This window comes from Streptomyces sp. NPDC048288 (assembly GCF_043201555.1).
GTDB lineage: Bacteria > Actinomycetota > Actinomycetes > Streptomycetales > Streptomycetaceae > Streptomyces.
The window spans coordinates 284765-306775 of record NZ_JBICZD010000003.1; the positions used below are offsets into that span (position 1 = coordinate 284765).

Here is a 22011-nt window from a genome sequence, read left to right on the forward strand (position 1 = left end):
TCCACAGCCGACACAAAAGTCACCTGCGTCACACCGCTCGTTGGAAACGACAAGACAACGATCGCCATCCCGTGAGCTCCGTCATCTACGCGCGTAGGCCCGGACCGGCTACTCTCATCCGCGTGAACGCATCTCTTCTTCCGGACGACATCCAGGGCGACCCCCACGCCGCCGCCGACGCGGCCGCCGCTCGCCTGCGCGAGCTCACGGGCGCCGACACCCACGACGTCGCCCTCGTGATGGGCTCCGGCTGGGCTCCGGCCGTCGACGCCCTCGGCGCTGCCGACGCCGAGTTCCAGGTCACCGAGCTGCCCGGCTTCCCGCCGCCGGCCGTCGAGGGGCACGGCGGCACGATCCGCTCGTACGCCATCGGTGACAAGCGCGCGCTGGTCTTCCTCGGCCGCACGCACTACTACGAGGGCCGGGGCGTCGCCGCCGTCGCACACGGCGTGCGCACCGCCGTCGCCGCCGGCTGCAAGACGATCGTCCTCACCAACGGCTGCGGCGGCCTCCGCGAGGGCATGCGCCCCGGCCAGCCCGTCCTGATCAGCGACCACATCAACCTGACGGCGACCTCCCCCATCGTCGGCGCCAACTTCGTCGACCTCACCGATCTCTACTCCCCCCGCCTGCGCGCCCTGTGCAAGGAGATCGACCCCTCCCTCGAAGAGGGCGTCTACGCCCAGTTCCCCGGCCCGCACTACGAGACCCCGGCCGAGATCCGCATGGCCCGCGTGATCGGCGCGGACCTGGTGGGCATGTCGACGGTCCTCGAAGCGATCGCCGCGCGCGAGGCGGGCGCCGAGGTCCTGGGCATCTCCCTCGTCACGAACCTCGCCGCCGGCATGACCGGCGAGCCCCTCAACCACGAGGAGGTCCTCCAGGCGGGCCGCGACAGCGCCGCGCGGATGGGTTCACTGCTGGCGCAGGTACTGGGCAGGCTCTGAAGAACGCCGTAGGGGGTGCCACGATCGGTCATAGGCGTCTGCGGGTCCGTCGTGGCTGGTCGCGCAGTTCCCCGCGCCCCTGACGGGCCGCGGACGCCCGTGGCGGGAAGGGGACGGGGTGGGGGGTGTCCGCCCGCAGCGGCCGGCGTAGATCGTCGTTCACGATCCGAGATGCGTCATCGCCGGTCCGAGGACGGACACCCCCCCCGCCCGGGGCCCCGCCCCCCCCCCCCCCCGGGCGGGCGGCCCCGCCCCCCCCCCCCCCCCCCCCCCCCCCCCCCCCCCCCCCCCCCCCCGACCCCCCACCCCCCGTAGGCGCTGCACCCGCCCCCACCGAAGCCGCACAGGCGCCGCAGGCACCCACACGAGACCTGGAGACCCGACCGTGCAAGACGATCTCATCGCCCGGGCCAGGACCTGGCTCGCCGAGGACCCCGACCCGGACACCCGCGACGAGCTGGCCAAGCTCATCGACGCCGCCGACCTCACCGAACTGTCGGCCCGCTTCAGCGGCACCCTCCAGTTCGGCACCGCCGGCCTCCGCGGCGAACTCGGCGCCGGCCCGATGCGCATGAACCGCGCCGTGGTGATCCGCGCCGCGGCCGGTCTCGCCGCCTACCTCAAGACCCGGGGCCAGGGCACCGGCCTCGTCGTGATCGGCTACGACGCCCGCCACAAGTCCGCCGACTTCGCCCGCGACACCGCCGCGGTCATGACCGGCGCCGGCCTCCGCGCCGCCGTCCTCCCCCGCCCCCTCCCCACCCCGGTCCTGGCCTTCGCCATACGGCACCTGGGCGCGGTGGCCGGCGTGGAGGTCACCGCCAGCCACAACCCGCCCCGCGACAACGGCTACAAGGTCTACCTCGGCGACGGCTCCCAGATCGTGCCCCCCGCCGACGCGGAGATCGCAGCCGAAATCGAAGCGATCGCAACCCTGCACGACATCCCCCGCCCCGACACCGGCTGGGAAACCCTCGACGACGCCGTCCTGGAGGCCTACCTGGCCCGCACGGACGCCGTCCTGTCCCCCGGCTCCCCCCGCACCGCCCGCACCGTCTACACGGCCATGCACGGCGTCGGCAAGGACACCCTCCTCGCCGCCTTCGCCCGCGCCGGCTTCCCCGCCCCCGCCCTCGTCGCCGAACAGGCCGACCCGGACCCGGACTTCCCCACCGTCGCCTTCCCCAACCCGGAAGAGCCCGGCGCGATGGACCTCGCCTTCGCGAAGGCCCGCGAGACCGACCCCGACCTGATCATCGCCAACGACCCGGACGCCGACCGCTGCGCCGCCGCCGTCCAGCAGGACGGCGAGTGGCGCATGCTCCGCGGCGACGAGGTCGGCTCCCTGCTCGCCGCCCACCTGGTCCGCCGCGGCGCGCGAGGCGTGTTCGCCGAGTCGATCGTCTCCTCCTCCCTCCTCGGCCGTATCGCCGAGAAGGCGGGCCTCCCCTACGAGGAGACCCTCACCGGCTTCAAGTGGATCGCCCGCGTCGACGGCCTGCGCTACGGCTACGAGGAGGCCCTCGGCTACTGCGTCGACCCCGACGGCGTCCGCGACAAGGACGGCATCACCGCGGCCCTCCTGATCACCGAACTGGCCTCGGTCCTCAAGGAGGAGGGGCGCACCCTCCCCGACCTCCTCGACGACCTCGCCGTCGAGCACGGCCTGCACGCCACCGACCAGCTCTCGGTCCGCGTCCAGGATCTCTCCCTCATCGCGGCCGCCATGCGCCGCCTCCGCGAGCAGCCCCCCACCGCACTCGCGGGCCTCCCCGTCACCAGGGCCGAGGACCTCACCCGGGGCACGGCCACCCTGCCCCCCACCGACGGCCTCCGCTACACCCTCACCGGCGCCCGGGTCATCGTCCGCCCCAGCGGCACCGAGCCCAAGCTGAAGTGCTACCTGGAAGTGGTCGTCCCCGTGACCGACCATGACGCCCTGCCCAAGGCCCGCGAGCAGGCCACCGCCCTCCTCACGGCGATCAAGCACGACCTGTCGGCGGCGGCCGGCATCTGACCCGTAGGGGTGCCCCTCCGTCCAGGGGCACCCCCGCGGCACCACCCCTGCGGCACCCCTACGGGTGATTTCACGGCGGCGACCGCCCCACCCACCGCACCCCGCCCCGGCTCCCGGGGAACGGTGATCCGGTAGCCCGAACCGGTACCCCCACCGGTACCGCCCGCCGCAGCCGTCGTACTGGAGCCGCCGCCGTGTCCCCGACCGCCCCCGACACCGCCCCCCACGGGCACATCCCGGGCACCCGACGACCCCGCCTCCCCACCCCCGCCGCCCCCCGCCTCGCCCTGCGCCACGCGCTGCGCCGCGCGGCCCCCGCCCTCGCCGCGTACCTCGCCGTACGCCTCACCGGCCTGGCGTTCCTCGCCGTCTGGGCGCACCGCCGCCACCACGGCGTGTGGCCGATGCTGGCGACGCAGTGGGACTCCCGCTGGTACCTCGGCATCGCCGACCACGGGTACGCCCACACGCTGGGCCTCGCCTACGACCACAACAACCTGGCGTTCTTCCCGCTGTACCCCCTGCTGGTCAAGGCCGTGGCGGTGGTCACCCCCGGCACCCGGGCCAGCACCGGACTCGCCCTCGCCTGGCTGGCGTCGCTGTTCGCGGCCTGGGGCGTGTTCGCGGTCGGCGACCGCCTGCACGGCCGCCGCACCGGCGTCCTGCTCACCGTGGTGTGGGCGGCGTTCCCCGTGGGCCTGGTGCAGTGGATGGGCTACACGGAGTCCCTCTTCACGGCGTTCGCCGCATGGTCCCTCTACGCGGTCCTGACCGAACGCTGGCTCTGTGCCGCGACGGCCTCGGTCCTCGCCGGACTCACCCGGCCGACCGGCATCGCCGTGGCCGCCGCCGTGACGGTCACCGCACTGCTCTCCCTCCGCGCCCGTTTCTCCCCCCGCGTCCTGGCGGCGGCCCTCACGGCACCCCTCGGCTGGTGCGCGTACGTCGGCTGGGTGGGCCTCCGACTCGGCCGCTGGGACGGCTACTTCGCCGTACAGCGGATGTGGCACAACGAGCTGGACGGCGGGGCGGAGACCCTGCGGTGGCTGCGCAAGCTGTTCGGGCAGCAGTCCCGGCCGGAGCTGTTCCTGGTCCTGGTGAGCGTCACGATCGTCGTGTCGCTCGTCCTGTTCGGGCTCTCGGTGGCGGACCGCCAGCCGGTGCCGCTGCTGGTGTTCAGCGCGGTCCTGCTGCTGATCGTGGTGGCGAGCGGCGGCGTCTACTTCCCGCGCGCCCGCTTCCTCCTCCCCGGCTTTCCCCTCCTGCTCCCGCTCGCCGGGTATCTCGCCCGCGCCACCACCCGTTCCCGCGTGCTCCTGCTGACGGCGGCAGTGGCCGGCTCGGCCTACTGCGGTGCGTACATGCTCCTGGTGTGGCCGAGCGCCCCCTGACCGCCTGCCTCAGTCCCGCACCAGATAACTGAACCCCGTGTCGGGCCCCACGCACGACTGGAGGGTGAGGTCACCCCAGTAGAGCCCGGCGGCCGGGGCGCCGCGGCCCGGGGTGACGTAGTTGGCGTACACGGTGTAGCTCCAGGTGCCGCGCGGGGTGCCGATGGTCACCCGGGTGCCGACGCGCAACGTGGCGAACAGGTCGAACCCGCAGTAGTCGTGACCGACGATCACGACGGTCCGCATCTCGTAGCCGTCCTCGGTGCCGATGGCGGGCCCCGCCCACTGCACGGCGTCCTCGCAGGCGTCGACCTCGTCCTGCCCGCCGCGGATCACGCCCGCGGACCAGGTGCCGATCCGAATGGAGGTACCGGTGGAGGTACCGGACGCGGCCTCCGGGGCTTCCGTGGCCCCCGTGGCCTTCGGGACCGGCGGACTCGCGGCCGGACGACGTGACGACGTGACCGGCACCCGACGGGACAGGTCCGGGCCGGGCACCCGGCCGGCCGCGCTCGCCGACGGACGGGGCGTGCCGGACCGCGGCGCCCGGCGTACCGGCGGCGCGAGGGAGGCAGGAGCAGAGACGGGTGCCGACGCAGCCGCCCGCGACGGCGTCACCGGCACCGAGGGCGTCGCCACCCGACCAGCGGTACCCGAGACCCGCGCCCCACCCCCGGCCCCGCACCCGGCGAGAAGCAGCACCGCCGCCAGCGCCCCGGCGAACCACGCGGCCCCCGCCCCCGCGGCCACCCCCGTCACCCGAAGCGCCCGTTCACATAATCCGACGTCCGCTCGTCCTGGGGGGAGTTGAACATCGCATGGGTGTCGCCGTGCTCCACGATCACCCCGGGCGTGCCGTGCGAGGCGAGGAAGAAGGCGCAGTTGTCGGAGACGCGGACGGCCTGCTGCATGTTGTGGGTGACGATGACGATCGTCACCTCGTCCTTGAGGTCGTGGATGGTCTCCTCGATCCGGCGGGTGGAGGTCGGGTCGAGCGCCGAGCACGGTTCGTCCATCAGCAGCACCCGCGGCCGTACCGCGAGCGAGCGCGCGATGCACAGCCGCTGCTGCTGGCCGCCGGAGAGCGCGCCGCCGGGCTGGCGGAGCCGGTCCCGGACCTCCTTCCACAGGCCCGCCTTGGTGAGGCACTCCTCGACCAGGTCGTCCTTGCCGTCGCGCCCGGTCCTGATGGCGTTGAGCTTGAGTCCGGCGACGACGTTGTCGTAGATCGACATGGCCGGGAAGGGGTTGGGCTTCTGGAAGACCATGCCGATCTCGCGGCGGGCGTGCGTGATGCGCCGGCCGCGGTCGTAGATGTCGGCCTCGTCGAGGAGGACCCGCCCGGCCAGCGAGGCCGAGCCGATCAGTTCGTGCATCCGGTTGAGGATGCGCAGGAAGGTCGACTTGCCGCAGCCGGAGGGGCCGATGAGGGCGGTGACCTGGCGCGCGGGCATGGTGAGCGAGACCCGGTCGAGGACCTTGTGGTCGCCGAACCAGGCGGAGACGGCGTCGGCGCGCAGGGTCGCGGGGCCGTCGCCGAAGCGGGGTCCGCCGTCGCGGACGCTCTCGACGGGCGGCTGGACGACGGTGTCGACGAGATCGGTGTTCTCGGACATTCGGTTGGTCAACTTCCGTGCGGTGGCCGGTGGTTCGTAGCGGGTTCAGAGCAGGTTCGGCAGCAGTGCCGTGAGGGACTGGGAGTCGGCGAGGCCCAGCGCGAGCAGCAGCGGGCCCGCGCAGATCCAGGTCTGCCAGCGGCCCCAGACGCGGAAGGCGATCACCGCGAGCAGCGAGGCGAGCAGCAGGCCCTGGGTCCACAGGAAGACGCCGAGCCAGGCGCCGGGGTCGGTGCCGAGGGCCTGTTCGGAGTCGGCGATCCAGCCCGCCCGCAGATCGCGCGGCGGGTTGGGCTGCACGGCGGTGACCAGCTTGGCGTCGACCCGGAGCACCCCGCTCGGGGTGTACGGCGCCCCGGTCGCGGTGATGAGGGTGAGCCGGCCCTGTCCCTCGGCGACGGGCGCGGGCAGTTCGTCGCCTGCCCGGCGGACGCCGGTGACCTCGTAGACCGACTTGTCCTGGCCGGTGGTGATCTCGATACGGCTGCCGACGGGCAGTTGGTGCAGGTCGTGGAAGGGGCTGCCGTATCCCCACTGGCGGCCCATGATCACCGCGGTGCCGGCCTGGCCGGGCAGCGGGGTGTCCCTGCGGTGCCCGGGTCCCGCCATCAGCACCTCGGAGGTGGTGCCCTCGGCGACGACCTCCTTGAGACCGAGGACGGGGATGCGCAGCAGGGCGACGGGCGCGCCGGTCTTCAGCAGCTTGCCCTCGTAGTCGCGCTGGCCCACGGGGGCGGTGCCCAGGGCGAGTTCCTTGCGCAGTTCGTCGTAGGCGGTCTGCTGGTCGCGGGCGTGCTGGAGGTGGCCGACGATCGTCAGGTTCGCGGCGAAGCCGAAGAGTACGGCGGCGAGAACGCACAGAGCCGCCCCGGCGAGTGCGAGCCCGGGGCGGGCGGGGGGCCGCGGGGTCTCCCGGCGCGGTTCGGCGGCGGGCGGCGGTGGCGGGTCGGGCGGTCCGTCGGCGGGCGCCGGGGCGCCGGCCGAGGGTGGGGCGAGGGTGGTCACGGGGTGCGCTCCTCGAAGCGGAGGGTTCTCTACGGGTTCCTGCGGGGACGGGCGGGCCCGGGGGCACGTCGGCGGGTGCCCCCGGGCCGGCCCGTCGGCCGGTCGGTCAGCGGTGCTGCGGGGTGTCGCCGCCGAAGGTCAGCAGGCCCTTGCGGCGCATGTGGAGCACGAGTGCGCCACCGGCGGACAGGAAGGCGAGGGAGGCCAGGCCGATGGCGCCGACCTGGGCGCCGGTGGAGGCCATGGAGCCGCCGCCGCTGCCGGAGCCGCCGGTGTCCCCGCCGGTGGAACCGCCGGTGTCCGAGCCGCCGCTGCCGGTACCGCCCGTGTCCGTGCCGCCGGAGTCCGAGGCGGAGGCGCTGGGCTCGGGGGACTCGCTGGAGTCGTCGGATCCTGTCGTGAACGCGAAGTCGACGCTGTGCCCGTCGGTCTTGTCCTCGGCGAGGGTCAGGGTGTGGTCGCCGTCCTCGATGTCCTTGGGGACCGTGAACGCGTACTTCTCCACGGTGCCGTCGGAGTCCGCCTTCGCGTCGTCGAACGTCGCGTCGCTGTCGGCGAGGGTGACCTTGACCGCGGCGCTCGCGGTGTAGCCGCGGGCGGTGATCTTCACCTTCTGGCCGGCTTCGAGGCTCGGGTTCGTGTCGAGGGTGTTGCCGTCCTCGTCGGTGACGGTGAGGTCGGGGTTCTCGGTGGGGCTGGGGCTGGAGGTGTCCGCGTCGGTGCTGACGAACTGGTAGTTCGCGCGCTTCGCGGAGGAGACCTCGAAGTACAGGCTGTGCTCGTCGCTGGGCAGGGCGTCGGGCACGGTGAACGCGTAGTCCACGATGGTGCCGTCGGCGTTCGCGGTCGCGTCGGCGAAGGTCGCGTTGCTGCCGGAGACACCCACCTTCGCGATGTCGCCCGGCGTGAAGCCCTGGACGGTGACCTTCACCTTCTGGCCGATGGCCAGGGTGGGCTTGTCGGCGAGGGCCTTGCCGTCGGCGTCCTTGGCGGAGACGGCGTAGAGGATCGTGGCACCCGTGCTGGCCTCCGCGGCGGAGTAGGCGTCTGCGTCGGTGGGCGTGAACGCGGCGGTGTAGGTGGTGGAGCCCGCGACGGCGGGTGCCTTGACCGTGAGTTCGGCCGTGCCGTTCGTGACCTGCGCCGTGCCGAGCGAGATGTCACCGTTCTTGAACTCCACGGAGCCGGCCGCCGCGGCGGGCAGCACCGTGGCGGTGAGCTTGAGGTCGCCGCCCACGGCGACGTCGGTGGCCGCGCTCACCGCGAGCGTCGTGGCCTGCTGTTCGAGCAGGGTCCAGGTGTCGCCCGCGACCCGGACCTTGGCGAGGAAGACCGGGACGTCGGTGCCGCCGCCGCAGCCCAGACCCAGGGTGTAGGTGCCGTCGAGGGATCCGTCGGGGATCCAGGTGCGCAGCCGCGTCTCCAGGCTCTTCGCGGCGGCCAGGGTGGTGATGTCCATCGTGAAGGGAGCCGTACCGGCGACGATCTTGGTGGCGCCCTGGCCGAGGGTGCCCTGCGTGGTGTCGCTGGTGGGGTTGAACACCTTGAGGATGGCCGCCTTGCCGACGGTGTCGTCCGGGCAGCCGGCGGTCGTCGTCACCGACGTGATCATGGGGTAGGTCGAGATGCTGCCCGTGGTGGGCGTGATCGTGAACTTGCCGAGCTGGGTGGCGGCATGGGCCCGGCCCGAGAAGGCGAGGACCCCGGCCAGGGCGGCGCAGATCAGCGCGCAGGCCGTCAACAGCGCTACGGGTGATCTGAGTTGTGCGAGACGGTGATTCATGTGGTGGTCCCCCCGCGGGGTCTGGGTCCGGGTTGTGGATGAATACGCCGACAGGGCCGGACACCCATGGGGTGCCCGGCCGTTGTGCGGCTATGGGACGGTGATCAGCTCTCGCCCTTGAGGGTGGTGCTGCCGCAGTCGCTGCCGAGGGTGCCGAAGCCGTAGTCGGTGATGGTGGTGGTGTTCGCGCAGACCTTGGAGCCGGTGCCCACGAAGGTGTCCGCGATCAGCGTGTCCGACAGCTTGGCGGTCGGGACGACGTTGTAGACGTTCCGGAGGTAGGGGAAGGAGAGGTTCAGGGACAGGTCGTCCTCGTTCCGCGGGCCCTGGCCGTCGACGGAGCCGAGCACGGCGTCACCGCGGCGGTCGTCCACCACGGAGGTCTCCTGAGCGGTGTACTGGGCCACGGAGTACGGGAAGATGTCGCCCGCGCTGTCGATGACCGAGCCGTCGTTCTCCTGGATGGTGGAGTTCGAGGTGACGCAGGAGCCGGGGGTGGTCACGCCGATGGAGCTGAGGAAGAAGGCGCGGGTGCCGGAGGCCGACTGCGGCAGGATCGGGGTGAGCGCGACACCGTTGAGCGTGGTCAGGCTGCAGGTGTAGATCGCCTGGAGCTGGGCGGTCGTCAGGTTGTCGGGCAGCGCGCTGCCGTCCTGCTTCACCCAGGACACCGCGTCCTTGGCGTACGGGATGAAGGTCAGGTCCGTGGTGGTGGTGTTGTTCGGGCCACGCGAGGAGCGGGCGAAGTCCACACAGCCGGTGCTGCCGTCCAGGGCGGTGTTCAGCGCGGTGATGCCGGCGCCGGAGCCGTCGGGGCGGTTGATCGTGCAGCTGCCGGTGGCCTTGGTCGTGATCGTGGAGGTGCCGGTGGCGTTCCACGAGGCGATGACCTTGCCGTTGCTGTTCGTGATCGCGTTGCCCAGAGCGTTCATCACGTCCTGGGTCGTGTCGGAACCGACACCGGCCAGCTGACGGTAGTCGGTGGCCGAGCTCGGGTCGGCGTAGGCGGCGGGAGCGGCCAGGGCACCCAGGCCCAGGGCGACCGTACCGACGGCGGCACCGATACGCACGCGGGACTTGACGTTCACTTGATTTCTCCTCCGTTGAAACGGATCGAGCAATGGACGTGCAAGCAAATCCGGATTCTTTTTTCGCCACCGACCCGTCGGCCGGCCACGCAGAACAATTCCGCAGACTCGAACCAGCGGCCACAAAATCCAGCCGGTCTTCAGGTTACGAATCTCTTACCTAGGTGAATCCAAGGGAGTTCACCGAGTGGTACGCGAATTCCCGGGGTCTGAATGGACCCCGGGAATCGGAATCCGTCGACTACAGCAGGGAGTTCACAGTTCGCCCCTGATGTCGATCCGGCCGCAGTTGCTGATGGGCAGGAAGGCGAAATCGCGGATCATCTGGGTGTGCGCGCAGACGTACGAGGCCTGGCCCACGAAGGTTTCCACGTACCCGGGACCGAACAGCCTGGCGGTCGGGACGACGTTGTAGACGTCGTGCACGAAGGGGAAGGCCGCGTTCAGTGTGTAGTCCTGGGTCCAGGGCGCGACACCTTCGATGTCGCCGAGCACCGCCTCCCCGTGGCGGTCGTCCACGATGGCCAATATCTGTTCGAGGTACTGGGCCGCGGAGTACGGCATGATGTCGCCCGCGCCGAGCAGCTCCCAGCCGTTGTTCTCCTGGATCTGGCGCCCCATGGTGACGCAGGGGCCCGGGGTCCGCACGCCGATGAAGGTGAGGAATCTGAGCTCCTCGGGGACGCTCAGCGGCAGGATCGGAGTGAGCGGGACGCCGTTCAGCGACGTCAGGGTGCATGAGTAGATGTCATGGAGCTGCAGGATCGTCAGGTTGTCGGGAAGCGGGCTGTCCGAGCGCTTCGCCCAGGACAGGGCGTCCTCGGCGAACGGGATGAACGTCAGGTCCGGACCGGAAAGGTCGACCGGGCCACGGGTGGAGCGGGCGAAGTCCACACAGCCGGTGCCGCCGCCCACGGCGTCCTTCAGGGCGGCGATGCCGGCCCCGGAACCGTCGGGGCGGGCGAACTCACAGCCGGTCGGCTTGGTCTTGATCACGGAGAAGCCGGTCGCGTTCCACGAGGCGATGACCTTGCCGCTGCCGTTCGTGATCTCGGTGCCCAGGGCGTTCATGATGTCCTGGGTCGTGTCGGCGCCGACCCCGGCCAGCTGGCGGTAGTCGACGAGCGGGTCCGGGTCCGCGGACGCGGGCGCGGCCAGGGCCCCCAGACTCAGCGCCAGCGCCGCCGCGGCGACGCCCAGGCTCCTGCTCAGGCGGGACTTGACGTTCATTCGGCTCCTCCTCCGTGGGTCGCCCTGCGTACCGACAGCCGCAGCATCACCGGCCCGGCGAGGGCCGCCACTCCGCCGGCGACGAGGACGCCGAGCAGCACCCAGCGGATGAGCCCGAGGACCTCCGCGGGGGTGGAGCCGCCGGACTGGGCCACGTTCTGCTGGGCCGGGTCGGTCTCGCTCGGGGCGGCGGAGGGCCGGGCGGTGTCCGAGGCGCCGCCGGTCGCGGCGCCCGACGTTCCGGCGGAGTCACCGCCGGTGCCGGTGCCGCCGGCCGCGCTTCCGCCGGCCGCGCCGCCGCTTCCGGTGCCGCTCAGGTCGCCGCCCCCTGAGGACGTGCCGTCGGACGACTCGCCGGCGTCCGGTACGCCCTTCTCCAGCCGGTCCGCGGCCTGCTCCGCCTGCGTGCGCATGGCCTGGGGCAACGGGGCGTAGCCGTAAGGCAGTTCGCCCTTCGCGGTGCCCTGGGTCTGCCCGGCCGCGGCCGCGTAGCGCATCACCTTGGCGTAGTCCTGGCGGGCGTCCTTGGCCTGGTCGAGGGAGGAGGCCGCGTAGACGACGGCGGTCAGCGGGTAGGCGCCGTTCTTCATCTTGCCGGGGTCGGGGGCCTTGACGCCCGCCACGTCGGAGTCGGGCATCTCGGAAACGGCCTTGAGCAGGGAGGCGTTCGTCGGCTTGACGTACTCCCCGTCGGCGTTCGGCAACGCGGCGGCGCCCAGCTGGTAACGCGTGGCGGACGCGTTGTCGACGACGCCGAACTGACGCTGTTGCGTGGGAAGCGGACGGGCTTCCGCCGTCAGTCTCGGCAGGGGATCGCCCTGCGCACATGTGTACGCGGTTCCGATGGAGCCACGGCGCACCTTCAGCGCCGCGTCATGCATGTCGTTGGCATAGGGGACCACGTCCTGCGGACTGCGCGTCACATTGCCGGCCGCACAGACGACCTGCGTCGGTGTGAGATCCGCCTTGGGGAAGAAGTCCAGGGAATCCGATATCGCCCCGTCCTTGTACGCGGGGTTGATCTTCATCCCCCAGGGATCGGGCTTCCCGTCGACGAAGTCCTTGGCATCACTGTCCGCCAATATGTATTTCCACACCAGACGCGCGGAGTCGGTGTTGTCCAGGGTGACGGCCAGACCCAATGGGCTGTTCACGGCCGCCTGCCCGTCAAGCCCGGGATTCAGCTTGAGGAATTCCGGGTCCTTGACGAGGGAAAGCGGATTGCCCGACAGGTAATCGGGAGCTCCGTCCAGCGGCTGGACCACGCTGTAGGGGTAGGACTGCGTGAGCACCTTGGCCAGCAGCCTCTGGTTCAGCTTGAGCTCCGTCAGCGGCAGACTCCCGTTGTCCTGGGTGCTGTACATCCAGACGAACCCGATCGTCAGACCGGTGACGGCGACAGGAGCGTGAACCACCTGTGCCGCCCCGTCGACCGGCTCCACGGGATCGACTGTCATGGCGAGACCCGCCACCGAGTCGCCCGAGGTCACGGCGTCCCTGGCCTGCCCCTCACCGGACTGGGTGAAGCTGAACCGATAGGTGCCGGTCTTGCACAGCGCGCTCTGCCACGACGTGATGGCGTCGGTGGCCAGTTCCGAGCCCATGATTCCGCGCTCGGGCTTGTCCGGGTCGCAGTTGTCGGTGACCGGGGCGAAGCCGAGCCGGAAGACGATGCGCTGGTCCCAGTTCGACTGACTGAGCGAGGAGGCGACGATGTTGCCGCCGCCGTGTGTGCTCCCGTTGGGGTCGTGGGTGCCGTGGGGCACCACCACCAGCCAGCACGGCTGGATCTCGCCCGCCGATGTGGTGCGGGCACCGCAGCCCAGGGCGGGTTGCTCCACTGCCGACTTCACCTCGAAGGAGATGTCGCCACCGCCATCACCGTCGTTCGGCAGGAACGCGACGGCGTTGGTGTCCCCGTCCGTGAAATACGTGGTGTCCGTGCCGGCCGTGGTGGCGCTTCCCTGGCCCTCGACCGGCTGGAACGGCACGTAGTGGTCGCCGCTCTTGTCGACCGGGGTCGAGGAGGACCCGGTCTCCAGCGGGTCACCGACCGAAGAGGTGCCCTGCGCCTGGAAGACGTACCGGCCGTTCGCGGCCTGTGCGCCCGACGCCAGCCCGTACTCGCACTGCGTGCGGTCCGGCCCGGAGTCCTCGTCGCCCCAGCACTGCATGACCGACAGGAAGTCCGAGTACGTGTTCTTGGACGGATCCCCGCCCGTCCACGTCACCCGCACGCCCTGCCCGGTCAGGTCCTCCGTCTGATGCACCGTGACCTTGAGCTGGGAGAAGTCGTCACCGTTCGCCGCCTTCGTCCCGCTCTTGGTCACCGCCGAGCTCTCGGTCGTGGCCGCCTGCGCCTGGTCCACGCCCCGGGGCAGCGGCAGCACCGCCAGCACCACCGCGGACAGCAGGCAGCCCACTCCCGCGGTCACCCGTCGGCGCCGGCCGGGTGACATCCGTACCGTCGTCGTCCGTCTCATCACAGCTCTCCCTTACGGCGCGAACGTCCCGCGAGCAGCCGCGCGGTGAGCGGTGGCCCCACGACCACCGCGACGAGCAGGACGGCGGACAGGGCCATCAGGGCGCCGCGCATCCCGAGGCCGTTGTCGGAGGCGAGGGCGACGGGGTTGGCGGCCACGTTCGTGTCGCCGGTGCTCGCTCCGTCGCCGCTGACCACCTCGCCGGTGTCGGGGTCGACGGTGCCCCCCGAGGTACCGCCGGCGGCGGCACTGGCGCTCGCGTCGGGCTTGCCGTCGCCGTTGGTGTCCGTACCGCCGGTGCCGCTGCCGCCCGTGGCGGAGGAACCGCCGGAGGACGAGCCGCCGGACGACGAGCCGGAGCCGCCGGAGGAGTTACCGCCCGTCGCGCCCGGCTTCACCGGGGTGTCGGTGCCCGCGGCGCCGGCCGTGCCGGTGGTGCACTGCGTCGGCCCCTTCTTGTCGCAGGACTTGGGGTAGGGCGCGTTCTTGGTCAGGGTGTTGACCCCGCCGGAGAAGGTGGGGTTGCGGCAGTTGTTGATGTTGATGCTGCCGGTGGGCGCGCCGGGGACCTTGCGGAGCTGGTCGAAGCCGGCCTCCACGAGGTTCTTCGGCAGCGGCGAGTAGCCGAGGTCGTCGGCCTGCTGCTGGCCGTCGCAGAGGAAGTAACGGCCGAACGTGCCCAGCGAGTTGCCCTTGGCCGCGGTGAAGCCGGACTCCACCTTCGTCGGCAGGATCATGTAGCTGTAGCTGGACAGCGGGTAGGTGCGGGCGTCGGCGTTGGTGTAGACGCCGTCGAGGATCTGGGTGAGGTAGTTGACCGACGACTTGTTCTCGTTGATCTCGGCCTTGGTCAGCGCGACCGCGACGCTCGCGGCCGTCGGCTCCACGTAGTAGCCGTCCTTGTTGAGCACCTTGGCCACCGGGAAGCCGGTGTTCTTGGCGTAGGAGTACTCGACGTAGGTGATGGCGCCCTCGCCGGAGGGCTGGCGGACGTGACCGGAGACGCCGAGCGAGGTGGACTTGGCGATCATCGCGGAGCCGCTGAGCAGCGGGTAGTTGGAGGTCATGCCGCAGTTGCCGCTGCCGCGGCCGGTGCGCGAGCAGTAGTCGGCCCACAGGGAGCCGTACTGCTTCGACATCCACATGGTGAACTGGGCGCTGGTGCCGGAGCCGTCGGAGCGGACAACCGGGACGATCGTCCGGGCCGGCATGTTCAGGCCCGGGTTGTCCGCGACGATCGCGGGGTCGTTCCAGCGGGTGATCTTCCCGGTGAAGATCTTGGTGACGACTTCGCCGGACAGGCGCAGGTTGGTCACCATCTTGCCGTTGATCTTGAGGTTGTACATGAACGCCGTGCCACCGGCCACGATCGGCATGTAGGCGTAGCCGCGGCTCGGCGGGGTCTCCGTGACGCCCTGTTCCTTCAGGCCGTAGGGGATCTCGGAGACCGCGAAGTCGACGGTGTTGTTCTTGAACTGCTCACGGCCCTGGGAGGAGCCGTTGGCGGTGAAGTTGACCGTCATGCCGTAGTTGGCCTTGACGTTGCGGACCCACTGCTGGACCGCGTTGGAGCTCCAGGTCGAACCGGAACCGGTGATCTTGGCGTAGGAGGCCGCGGCGGCGGGCTGCGGCTGGACGGCGAACAGGGCGCCCAGCAGGGACACCAGTGACAGCGCGGTGGCCGCCAGACGGAAACGAGTGGCGGGTTTCACGACGAACTCCCGGAATCGGATGCGACAGGGGTGGAGACGAGGTCGGCCGTCGGGCGGCGCACGGCGAATCGACGCGCGTCACGCCGGGACGCGAGGACGCGCCGGTGTTCCTGACGGCGCGTGAGATGGCCGGGGCCCCGGCCGCCGACGATGCGGGCGGCGACGAACAGCAGCAGCACCAGCGCCATGAGCAGCGCCGCCGTACCGAAGCCGCGCGAGATCATGTTCGGCTCGGGCGACTTGACGAACTCGAAGGTGACCAGCGGCAGCGAGACCATCGGGTCGTGGAAGGGGTTGAGGTTGAGTTCGTTGGTGAAGCCCGCGGTGAGCAGGACCGGGGAGGTCTCGCCGATGCCGCGCGCGGTGCCGAGGATGACGGCGGTGGTCAGTCCCGAGCGGCAGGTCGGCAGCACCACGTGCCAGACGGTGCGCCAGCGGCTCGTGCCCATCGCGTAGCTGGCCTCGCGCAGGGTGCCGGGGACCAGCCGGATGACGACGTCGGCGGCCCTGATGATGATCGGCAGCATCATCACCGAGAGGGCGAGGCCGGCGGCGAGGCCGGACTGGTCCAGGCCCAGGCCCAGGATCACGGTGGCGTAGATGAACAGACCGGCGACGACCGACGGCAACGCTGTCATCGCCTCGACGATGGTCCGCACGAACCGGGCGTAGGGACCGGGGACCTCGCTGAGGAAGACCGCGCAGACCAGCCCGGCCGGCACGGTGATCAGCAGCGCGATGGTGATCATGATCAGGGTGCCGGCCGCCGCGTGCAGGGCGCCGCCCACGCTGAGCGGCTCCAGCGGGCCGGCCAGCTCCATGCTCTGGGTGAAGAAGTTCAGGTGCGTCAGCGCCTTGCGGCCCTGGACGAGCGCGTAGAACACGACGAAGACGAGGATCACCACGAGCAGCAGACCCATCGACCGCACGATCGCCGCCATGATCCGGTCGACGATCGCGGGCCCGTCCTCGTCGAAGGAGACCAGCAGGGCGTAGACCAGCAGGAAGAGGCAGTACGCGATGACGACGAAGCCGACGGCGCCGTTGAACGGCAGCAGCCAGTGGAACAGCAGCCAGGTCAGCGAGAGCGCGGAGGCGGCCGCACCGAGCATGGCGTACACGTCGGTGGCATGCAGCTGCGTCAGGGCGCGGCGGCGCTCACCGGCCGGGTCGGCGCCGCGGGCCGGGCCCGGCAGCGTGGTGCCCGGGCGTCCGGTCGCCTGACGCGCGCCGGGCGCTTCAGGGGCAACGGTCATGGTCGCTCATTCCTGTATGGCGTAAGGGACTGCGGGCGCCGTGGGGGGTTGGCGATACCGGGGAGGAAGGGCTCATCAGGCGTCGCTGGCCGCGCCCGAGCGGGAGCGGGCGACGATGGACGAGGCCGCGAAGTTGACGATCAGCGTCATGACGAACAGCGCGAAACCGGCTGCCATCAGCGCGGACATGCTGAACTTGCTGGCCTCTCCGTAGTACAGGGCGATCAGCGAGGAGACCGAGCTGGTGCCGGCCTGCAGGATGTGCCACTGCACGTTGAAGGTGACGGAGATGATCATGAAGATGGCGATGGTCTCGCCGAGCGCGCGGCCGAGCCCGAGCATCGTGCCGCCGATCATTCCGCCGCGCCCGAAGGGCAGGACGACGCTGCGGATCATGCCCCAGCGGGTCGCGCCGAGCGCGTAGGCGCCCTCGCGCTCACCGGCGGGCGCCTGCGAGAAGACCTCGCGCATGATGGAGCAGATGATGGGCGCGATCATCATCCCCACGACCAGTCCGGCGATGAAGGTCGAGGACGTGTAGATGCTCTCGGGCGCGAGCGGATCGCTGGGGCTGGCGCCCTGCACGTCGAAGACGGGGATCCAGCCGAAGTAGGTGGAGATCCAGCGGGCCGTGGGCAGGACCTTGTCCTGGAGGAAGAACAGGCCCCACAGCCCGTAGACCACCGAGGGCACCGCGGCCATCAGGTCGACGACGCTGATGAGGGTCCGGCGCAGCCGTGGCGAGGCGTACTCGGAGATGTACAGCGCCGCGCCGGTGGCCAGCGGTACGGCCACCAGGACCGCGACGGTCGCGATCAGCACGGTGCCGACGAGCACCGCCTTGATGCCGAACCGCCCCTGGTCCGGGGCCCATTCGGCGGTGGTCAGGAACGCCCAGCCGACCCGGTCCAGGGCCAGCCACGCCCGGTAGAGCAGGAATCCGCCCACGAGCAGCATCACGGCCAGCACGGCACCGCCGCCGGAGCGCAGCACCGTGCGGAACACCCGGTCGGGCAGCCCGGGATCGGCGTACAGGCGTCGGCGTACGTCGGGTTCGCCGACGTCGGCTCCGGCGTCGACGGAGCCGACGCCCGCGATCACGGGCTGCGGCTGTCTGGTTCTTCTCAGCGAAGGCACGGTCCCGACACTCCGTGTCATCGGTTGACATGCACATCCTGAGGTGTGAACTACAGGTTCCCTAAGGGCAACATCGGCCCCCGCCGCACAGGCACACCTCACCCCCAACCAGGGCCTCTCCAGGCCCGGTTGACGTGCGGATCAGCCGCGGCTCACTCGCCCCATAACTCGGGCCCGGCATATACCAGTTCGGCGATCATCGCGCGGAACCGGTCGTAGGACGCACGGCAGGTCGCATGCCGCTCGTAGGTCCGCGCCGAACCGGCCAGATGACGGCCGGAGTCGTCCCAGACCACCCACACCCAGCCGCCCCCGTCCGAGCCGTGCTGCACTCCGCCCCCCGTTCGGGAGTGCAACGCGCACATGCGGTGGAACGCGGCGCGGCATCGGGCATGGCTGTCGTGCGCGGTGAGCGAGACCGCCACCGATCTCCCGTTCGGCGCCACCAGGCGCCAGCCGAACCTGCCCTGCCCGTCGATGTCCACCTGGCATCTCATGCCCGTCGCCCCAGCGGCAGGTCTTGCCGCCCTCTCGGACCGCTCCATGTCCCCACCCCCACCGCCCAATAGGTAAGTAAAATCCGCAGGTACGGCACTCCGGGGCGGCACCAGCAATCTACTGAGGCGTCGGTGGCGACGCCCGGACAAAACTGACTGCCGAGGCCACGCTTCATGTAGAGGTATCCCCTAGGTAACCCGTAGGCAAGACACAGGGAAAGCGCTCCCACCCGGACCGGGACAACGTTGCCAATTGGGGCGCCCGGCATCCGGCGGCCGCCCTGTCAGCGCCCCGCCGGGCTCGCCAGTGCCCCCAGCCAGGGGTGCCCTGGATGTACGCGCCGCAGCCACCCGCCGAGGGCCGCGCGCCGCGCCCCGCCCAGCAGCGGCAGCACCCCGTCGAAGTCGGCCTGGTCCTTGGGCCGCGTCCCCTGCGCCTTGAACAGCAGCACCAACTCCGGTACCAGGTAGGGAATGCCGTCCGCCGTGTGTTCGACGACCGCGTCGTACGGCAGCCGCAGGCTCTCGTCCCGCCGGCAGATCCAGGTCCCGCCCTCGTGCGGCTCGCGGAAGACGTCGAAGAGGAACCGGCCGCTCGCCGGATCCCGCACCCAGGTCTGGTGGGTGGCCGCGAGTTCCCCGGCCCCCGCGTCCGCCCAGATCCGCCCCGAGCCCACCGCGTCGAAGGCGTACGCACGAAAGCGGTTCCGCACCTCCGCGAACCCCGCCGCGGGCACCGCGATCTCCAGATCACCGTGGCGCCGCGACTCCTCGCCGCGGAACAGGTCCAGCGCCCACCCCGCCGCGACACACCAGGGCGTCCCGACCCCCTCCAGCCGCTCCGCGACCCGCTCCGGCCGCCAGGCGTCCGCCCATCGGGCAGCGAGTTCGTCCGCGCCGAGAACCACACCGCCAGGCGTCGAGGCATCGGTCATCGAAGCACCGTAGCCCCCCTGCGGGCTCCCGGGCAGGCACCCCGTCAGGCACCCCGTCAGGCACCCCGTTTCTGGACTTGCCGGTCCATTTTCCTCGGCGCACAGTGGTCCGCACCCGACGGGAAACCAAGTGCGACGGAGATCTGATCATGGCCATGCGACTGGCGGGAAAGACCGCGCTCGTGACGGGTGCGACCAGCAACATCGGGCGGGCGATCGCGGAGGCGTTCGCGGCGGAGGGGGCGCATGTCGTCGTCTCGGGGCGCAGCGCCGGGCGCGGTACGGAGGTGGTGGACGGGATCCGGGCGCTCGGCGGACGTGCCGACTTCGTCCGGGCGGACCTGGACGGCAGCGCGGACGCCTCGCGGGCGCTGGCCGAGGAGGCGGCCCGGGCGCTGGGCGGCCGTATCGACGTGCTCGTCAACAACGCGGGCATCTACCCGGGAGACGCCACCGCCGCCACCGACGAGAAGACCTTCGACGAGGTGTACGCGGTCAACGTCAAGGCCCCGTTCTTCCTGACGGCGGCCGTGGCACCCGTCATGGCGGAGGCCGGCGGCGGGGCGATCGTCAACCTGGGGTCCTGGATCGCCCGCCTCGGCATCCCCGTCGGCGCGCTGTACAGCTCCACCAAGGGGGCGATGGAGACGCTCACCCGCGCCTGGGCGGCGGAGTTCGGGCCCCGGGGCGTGCGGGTGAACGCGATCTCCCCGGGCGTGGTGCTGCCGGCCGGCGCCGAGGACGCCGGGATCGCCGAGGCCATGATGAAGGGGACACCCGCGGGCCGGATGGGCACACCGGAGGAGATCGCGAGCGCGGCCGTGTATCTCGTGGCCGACGAGTCGTCCTTCGTGCACGGGGTCGTGCTCGACGTGGACGGCGGCCGTACGACGGCTGCGGTCGTCGCCGCCTAGGGCCTGTCCGGCGGATCATGCCGGAGACGCGGGGTCCGGCACGCACTCCCCCGGAGGGGGTACCCCCAGCGGCGTTGTCGTCGGCTGCCGACGTCCCCCAGCCTTCGGCCGGGAGGTGCCCCCACCGCGTCGACGCCCTCCTCCGCCTTGCAGCCGGACGCACCAGACCCCGCTCACGTGCGCTGATGAGGCGCCGCTGCTTTCCTCCGACCTGATCCGCCGGACAGGCCCTGGCCGCGCCCCGCCGGCGTCAGGTCGGCGTCAGGTCGCGCCGCAGGTCCGCGATCCCCTGGTCGAGGGCGGCGCGGAGGTGGGCGGAGTCGCCGGTCGACAGCAGGATGGACACCCCGCCCTGGATCGCGGCGAGCAGGGCGGCGGCCCGTGCGTCGATGTCCACCTCGGTCCCCGGGCCGGTGCTCGCGCGCACCGCGCGGATGCCCGCCGCCAGGCTCTCCTGCCACTGCCGCAGCAGCCCGACCACGATCGCCCGCGCCCCCGGTGTCGACCGGCCGACCTGGAGGAAGAGCGACCCGAGCGGACAGGTGTCCCCCTGTTCCTCGTACCGCGCGACCACCACGTCCCGCCACCGCTCCCAGTCCGCCCAGGACTCCAGGCGGCCCAGATACGGCTGCTGGTCCTCCAGCACCTGCTCCGCCTCGAACTCCGCGACGGCGAGCAGCAGTTGGTCCTTGCCGGCCGGGAAGTAGTGGAAGAGCTGGCTCTTGCTGCTGCCGGTGCGCGCCATGACGTCGTCCAGGGTGACCGTCCCGACGCCCCGCTCCCGCAGGACCTCGGCGGCCCCCTCGACGATCCGGCGCCGGGTGGCCCTGCCCTTGGCCGTCAGTTCCTTGCGCATCGGCCGACCTCCACGGAGTGGACTGTGCGGTCCACTGTAGGGGTCAGCCGGCGAAGACGGTGCTGGCCAGGGCCACGGAGACGACGGTGCCGCCGATGATGCTCAGCAACGCGTTGCGGCGCCACAGGTGCAGCCCGACGGTGACCGCCAGGGCGGCCAGGGGCGCGAGCGCGCGGGGCTGGGTCAGCGGGAGGTCGCGCAGGCAGTAGACGAAGAGGATCACCATGACGCCGGCGGGCATCCGCGCCCCCAGGTACCGCACGGTCCGGCTGGCCCGCAGCGAGGCCAGGACGGTGAACGGCAGTGCGCGCAGCGCCCAGGTGACGGCGGCCGAGACGCCGACGGCCAGCAGCAGGTAACGGGTGTCAGGCACGGGACTCCTCCTTGCGGCTCCGGACCAGCAGCGCGGCGGTGAACAGGGCGAACGCGACGAGCAGCATTTGGCCGGGCAGCACCAGGCGCGCGACCAGGGCGCTGAGCAGTGCGAGCACCGGCGTGGGCAGATCGCCGCGCCGCTCCCGGACCGCGTCCAGCGCGAGGACGGCGAACAGGGCGGTCATCGCGAAGTCCAGCCCGCCGACGCCGTCCGGCACGGCCGAGCCGAGCAGGGCGCCGACGGTGGCGCCGCCGACCCAGTACGACTGCATGAACAGCTGCAGCCACAGGATGCGGGCGCCGGACCAGGACCGGGCCCGGTCACCGGTGGTCAGGGCGTAGGCCTCGTCGGTCAGGGCGAAGGTGCCGTAGGCCTTGCCGAGCCGCCCGGGTATCCGGTCGAGAGGGAAGGACAGCGCGTAGAACACGTGCCGGACGTTGACCAGGAAGGCGGTCAGCGCGACCGTCGCCAGCGGGGTGACCGCGAGGGCCAGGTTCACGAGCAGGAACTCGAACGAGCCCGCGTAGACGACGGCGGTGAACAGGCTCGCGCACCACCACGGCAGACCCGCGTGGACGATCAGCACCCCGAAGGCGAGGCCGAGCGGAAGCAGGCCGAGCCCCACGGAGGCGGAGTCCCTGAGGGCGGCGAGGGCCTTCGCCCGGCGCCCCGGCAGGGAGGCCGGAGCGGGGGCGGGACGAGGGGGATCGCCCTCGGCGACCGAAACCGTACGCATGCTGAAATTTTAGGAGGATTGTCGCCACATAT

The 22011-nt window shown here is 71.5% G+C and carries 19 protein-coding genes; 4 read left to right on the top strand and 15 right to left on the bottom strand.

Annotated elements, in window-relative coordinates:
• Positions 1-122 precede the first annotated feature (122 nt).
• The 3 genes from ACGFZS_RS12550 to ACGFZS_RS12560 all read left to right on the top strand — a co-directional run bounded on the left by ACGFZS_RS12550 (position 123) and on the right by ACGFZS_RS12560 (position 4355).
• Entirely contained in the window at positions 123-947 is an 825-nt protein-coding gene (locus ACGFZS_RS12550; RefSeq protein ID WP_355715536.1) for a purine-nucleoside phosphorylase, read from the top strand.
• A 385-nt stretch (positions 948-1332) separates the two neighbouring features.
• Positions 1333-2964, top strand: a complete 1632-nt coding sequence (locus ACGFZS_RS12555; RefSeq protein ID WP_393795064.1) for a phospho-sugar mutase — start codon at positions 1333-1335, stop codon at positions 2962-2964.
• 194 nt (positions 2965-3158) lie between these two features.
• Entirely contained in the window at positions 3159-4355 is a 1197-nt protein-coding gene (locus tag ACGFZS_RS12560) for a hypothetical protein (RefSeq protein WP_393795065.1), read from the top strand.
• 9 nt (positions 4356-4364) lie between these two features.
• Here ACGFZS_RS12560 and ACGFZS_RS12565 read toward each other — a convergent pair whose 3' ends face one another.
• The 12 genes from ACGFZS_RS12565 to ACGFZS_RS12620 all read right to left on the bottom strand — a co-directional run bounded on the left by ACGFZS_RS12565 (position 4365) and on the right by ACGFZS_RS12620 (position 19097).
• A complete protein-coding gene (locus ACGFZS_RS12565; protein WP_393663662.1) occupies positions 4365-4691 on the bottom strand; it encodes a hypothetical protein in 327 nt (108 codons plus the stop codon).
• Between the two features lie 419 nt (positions 4692-5110).
• The gene (locus ACGFZS_RS12570) at positions 5111-5971 is read right to left on the bottom strand and encodes a phosphate ABC transporter ATP-binding protein (RefSeq protein ID WP_393795066.1); all 861 of its coding nucleotides are present in this window, start codon (positions 5969-5971) and stop codon (positions 5111-5113) included.
• Positions 5972-6016: 45 nt separating this feature from the next.
• Complete coding sequence (locus ACGFZS_RS12575) at positions 6017-6976, bottom strand: sortase (protein ID WP_393795067.1); 960 nt, start codon at positions 6974-6976, stop codon at positions 6017-6019.
• 106 nt (positions 6977-7082) lie between these two features.
• A complete protein-coding gene (locus ACGFZS_RS12580; protein WP_393795068.1) occupies positions 7083-8759 on the bottom strand; it encodes an Ig-like domain-containing protein in 1677 nt (558 codons plus the stop codon).
• Between the two features lie 104 nt (positions 8760-8863).
• Positions 8864-9847: a substrate-binding domain-containing protein gene (locus ACGFZS_RS12585; RefSeq protein WP_393795069.1), complete on the bottom strand. Its 984-nt coding sequence runs from the start codon at positions 9845-9847 to the stop codon at positions 8864-8866.
• A gap of 255 nt (positions 9848-10102) precedes the next feature.
• Complete coding sequence (locus ACGFZS_RS12590; RefSeq protein WP_393795070.1) at positions 10103-11077, bottom strand: hypothetical protein; 975 nt, start codon at positions 11075-11077, stop codon at positions 10103-10105.
• Entirely contained in the window at positions 11074-13560 is a 2487-nt protein-coding gene (locus tag ACGFZS_RS12595) for a hypothetical protein (protein WP_393795071.1), read from the bottom strand. The genes ACGFZS_RS12590 and ACGFZS_RS12595 overlap by 4 nt, the downstream gene beginning before the upstream one ends.
• Positions 13560-15272, bottom strand: coding sequence for a phosphate ABC transporter substrate-binding protein PstS (pstS, locus tag ACGFZS_RS12600; protein ID WP_393795072.1), 1713 nt, complete (start codon positions 15270-15272; stop codon positions 13560-13562). The genes ACGFZS_RS12595 and pstS overlap by 1 nt, the downstream gene beginning before the upstream one ends.
• Positions 15269-16528 carry a phosphate ABC transporter permease PstA gene (gene pstA, locus ACGFZS_RS12605; RefSeq protein WP_393795073.1) on the bottom strand — a complete coding sequence of 420 codons (1260 nt, stop codon included), beginning with the start codon at positions 16526-16528 and terminating at the stop codon, positions 15269-15271. Before pstA ends, pstS begins: the two co-directional genes overlap by 4 nt.
• Before the next feature lie 75 nt (positions 16529-16603).
• The gene (gene pstC, locus ACGFZS_RS12610) at positions 16604-17665 is read right to left on the bottom strand and encodes a phosphate ABC transporter permease subunit PstC (protein WP_393795074.1); all 1062 of its coding nucleotides are present in this window, start codon (positions 17663-17665) and stop codon (positions 16604-16606) included.
• Positions 17666-17817: 152 nt separating this feature from the next.
• Positions 17818-18162 (bottom strand): hypothetical protein, encoded by a 345-nt coding sequence (locus ACGFZS_RS12615; RefSeq protein ID WP_355715568.1) that lies wholly within the window; start codon positions 18160-18162, stop codon positions 17818-17820.
• 284 nt (positions 18163-18446) lie between these two features.
• Positions 18447-19097: a nucleotidyltransferase domain-containing protein gene (locus tag ACGFZS_RS12620; RefSeq protein WP_393795075.1), complete on the bottom strand. Its 651-nt coding sequence runs from the start codon at positions 19095-19097 to the stop codon at positions 18447-18449.
• 149 nt (positions 19098-19246) lie between these two features.
• Between ACGFZS_RS12620 and ACGFZS_RS12625 the strand changes: the two genes are divergently transcribed.
• The gene (locus ACGFZS_RS12625) at positions 19247-20011 is read left to right on the top strand and encodes an SDR family NAD(P)-dependent oxidoreductase (protein ID WP_393795076.1); all 765 of its coding nucleotides are present in this window, start codon (positions 19247-19249) and stop codon (positions 20009-20011) included.
• A 250-nt stretch (positions 20012-20261) separates the two neighbouring features.
• On the opposite strand, the gene ACGFZS_RS12630 is transcribed toward ACGFZS_RS12625, so the two are convergent.
• Genes ACGFZS_RS12630 through ACGFZS_RS12640 form a run of 3 tightly spaced genes read right to left on the bottom strand, consistent with a single transcriptional unit; the run spans position 20262 to position 21868 of the window.
• Positions 20262-20867, bottom strand: a complete 606-nt coding sequence (locus tag ACGFZS_RS12630; protein WP_393795077.1) for a TetR/AcrR family transcriptional regulator — start codon at positions 20865-20867, stop codon at positions 20262-20264.
• A gap of 43 nt (positions 20868-20910) precedes the next feature.
• Positions 20911-21240, bottom strand: coding sequence for a branched-chain amino acid transporter permease (locus tag ACGFZS_RS12635; RefSeq protein ID WP_393795078.1), 330 nt, complete (start codon positions 21238-21240; stop codon positions 20911-20913).
• Positions 21233-21868 (bottom strand): AzlC family ABC transporter permease, encoded by a 636-nt coding sequence (locus ACGFZS_RS12640; protein ID WP_393795460.1) that lies wholly within the window; start codon positions 21866-21868, stop codon positions 21233-21235. The genes ACGFZS_RS12635 and ACGFZS_RS12640 overlap by 8 nt, the downstream gene beginning before the upstream one ends.
• Between the last annotated feature and the right edge of the window lie 143 nt (positions 21869-22011).

Bases quoted from the DNA above. Each gene is read 5' to 3' on its own strand.
- ACGFZS_RS12620 (WP_393795075.1), bottom strand. From the start codon at position 19,097: ATGACCGATGCCTCGACGCCTGGCGGTGTGGTTCTCGGCGCGGACGAA.
- ACGFZS_RS12625 (WP_393795076.1), top strand. From the start codon at position 19,247: ATGGCCATGCGACTGGCGGGAAAGACCGCGCTCGTGACGGGTGCGACC.
- ACGFZS_RS12595 (WP_393795071.1), bottom strand. From the start codon at position 13,560: ATGAGACGGACGACGACGGTACGGATGTCACCCGGCCGGCGCCGACGG.
- ACGFZS_RS12590 (WP_393795070.1), bottom strand. From the start codon at position 11,077: ATGAACGTCAAGTCCCGCCTGAGCAGGAGCCTGGGCGTCGCCGCGGCG.
- ACGFZS_RS12615 (WP_355715568.1), bottom strand. From the start codon at position 18,162: ATGAGATGCCAGGTGGACATCGACGGGCAGGGCAGGTTCGGCTGGCGC.
- pstA (WP_393795073.1), bottom strand. From the start codon at position 16,528: ATGACCGTTGCCCCTGAAGCGCCCGGCGCGCGTCAGGCGACCGGACGC.
- ACGFZS_RS12580 (WP_393795068.1), bottom strand. From the start codon at position 8,759: ATGAATCACCGTCTCGCACAACTCAGATCACCCGTAGCGCTGTTGACG.
- ACGFZS_RS12630 (WP_393795077.1), bottom strand. From the start codon at position 20,867: ATGCGCAAGGAACTGACGGCCAAGGGCAGGGCCACCCGGCGCCGGATC.
- ACGFZS_RS12570 (WP_393795066.1), bottom strand. From the start codon at position 5,971: ATGTCCGAGAACACCGATCTCGTCGACACCGTCGTCCAGCCGCCCGTC.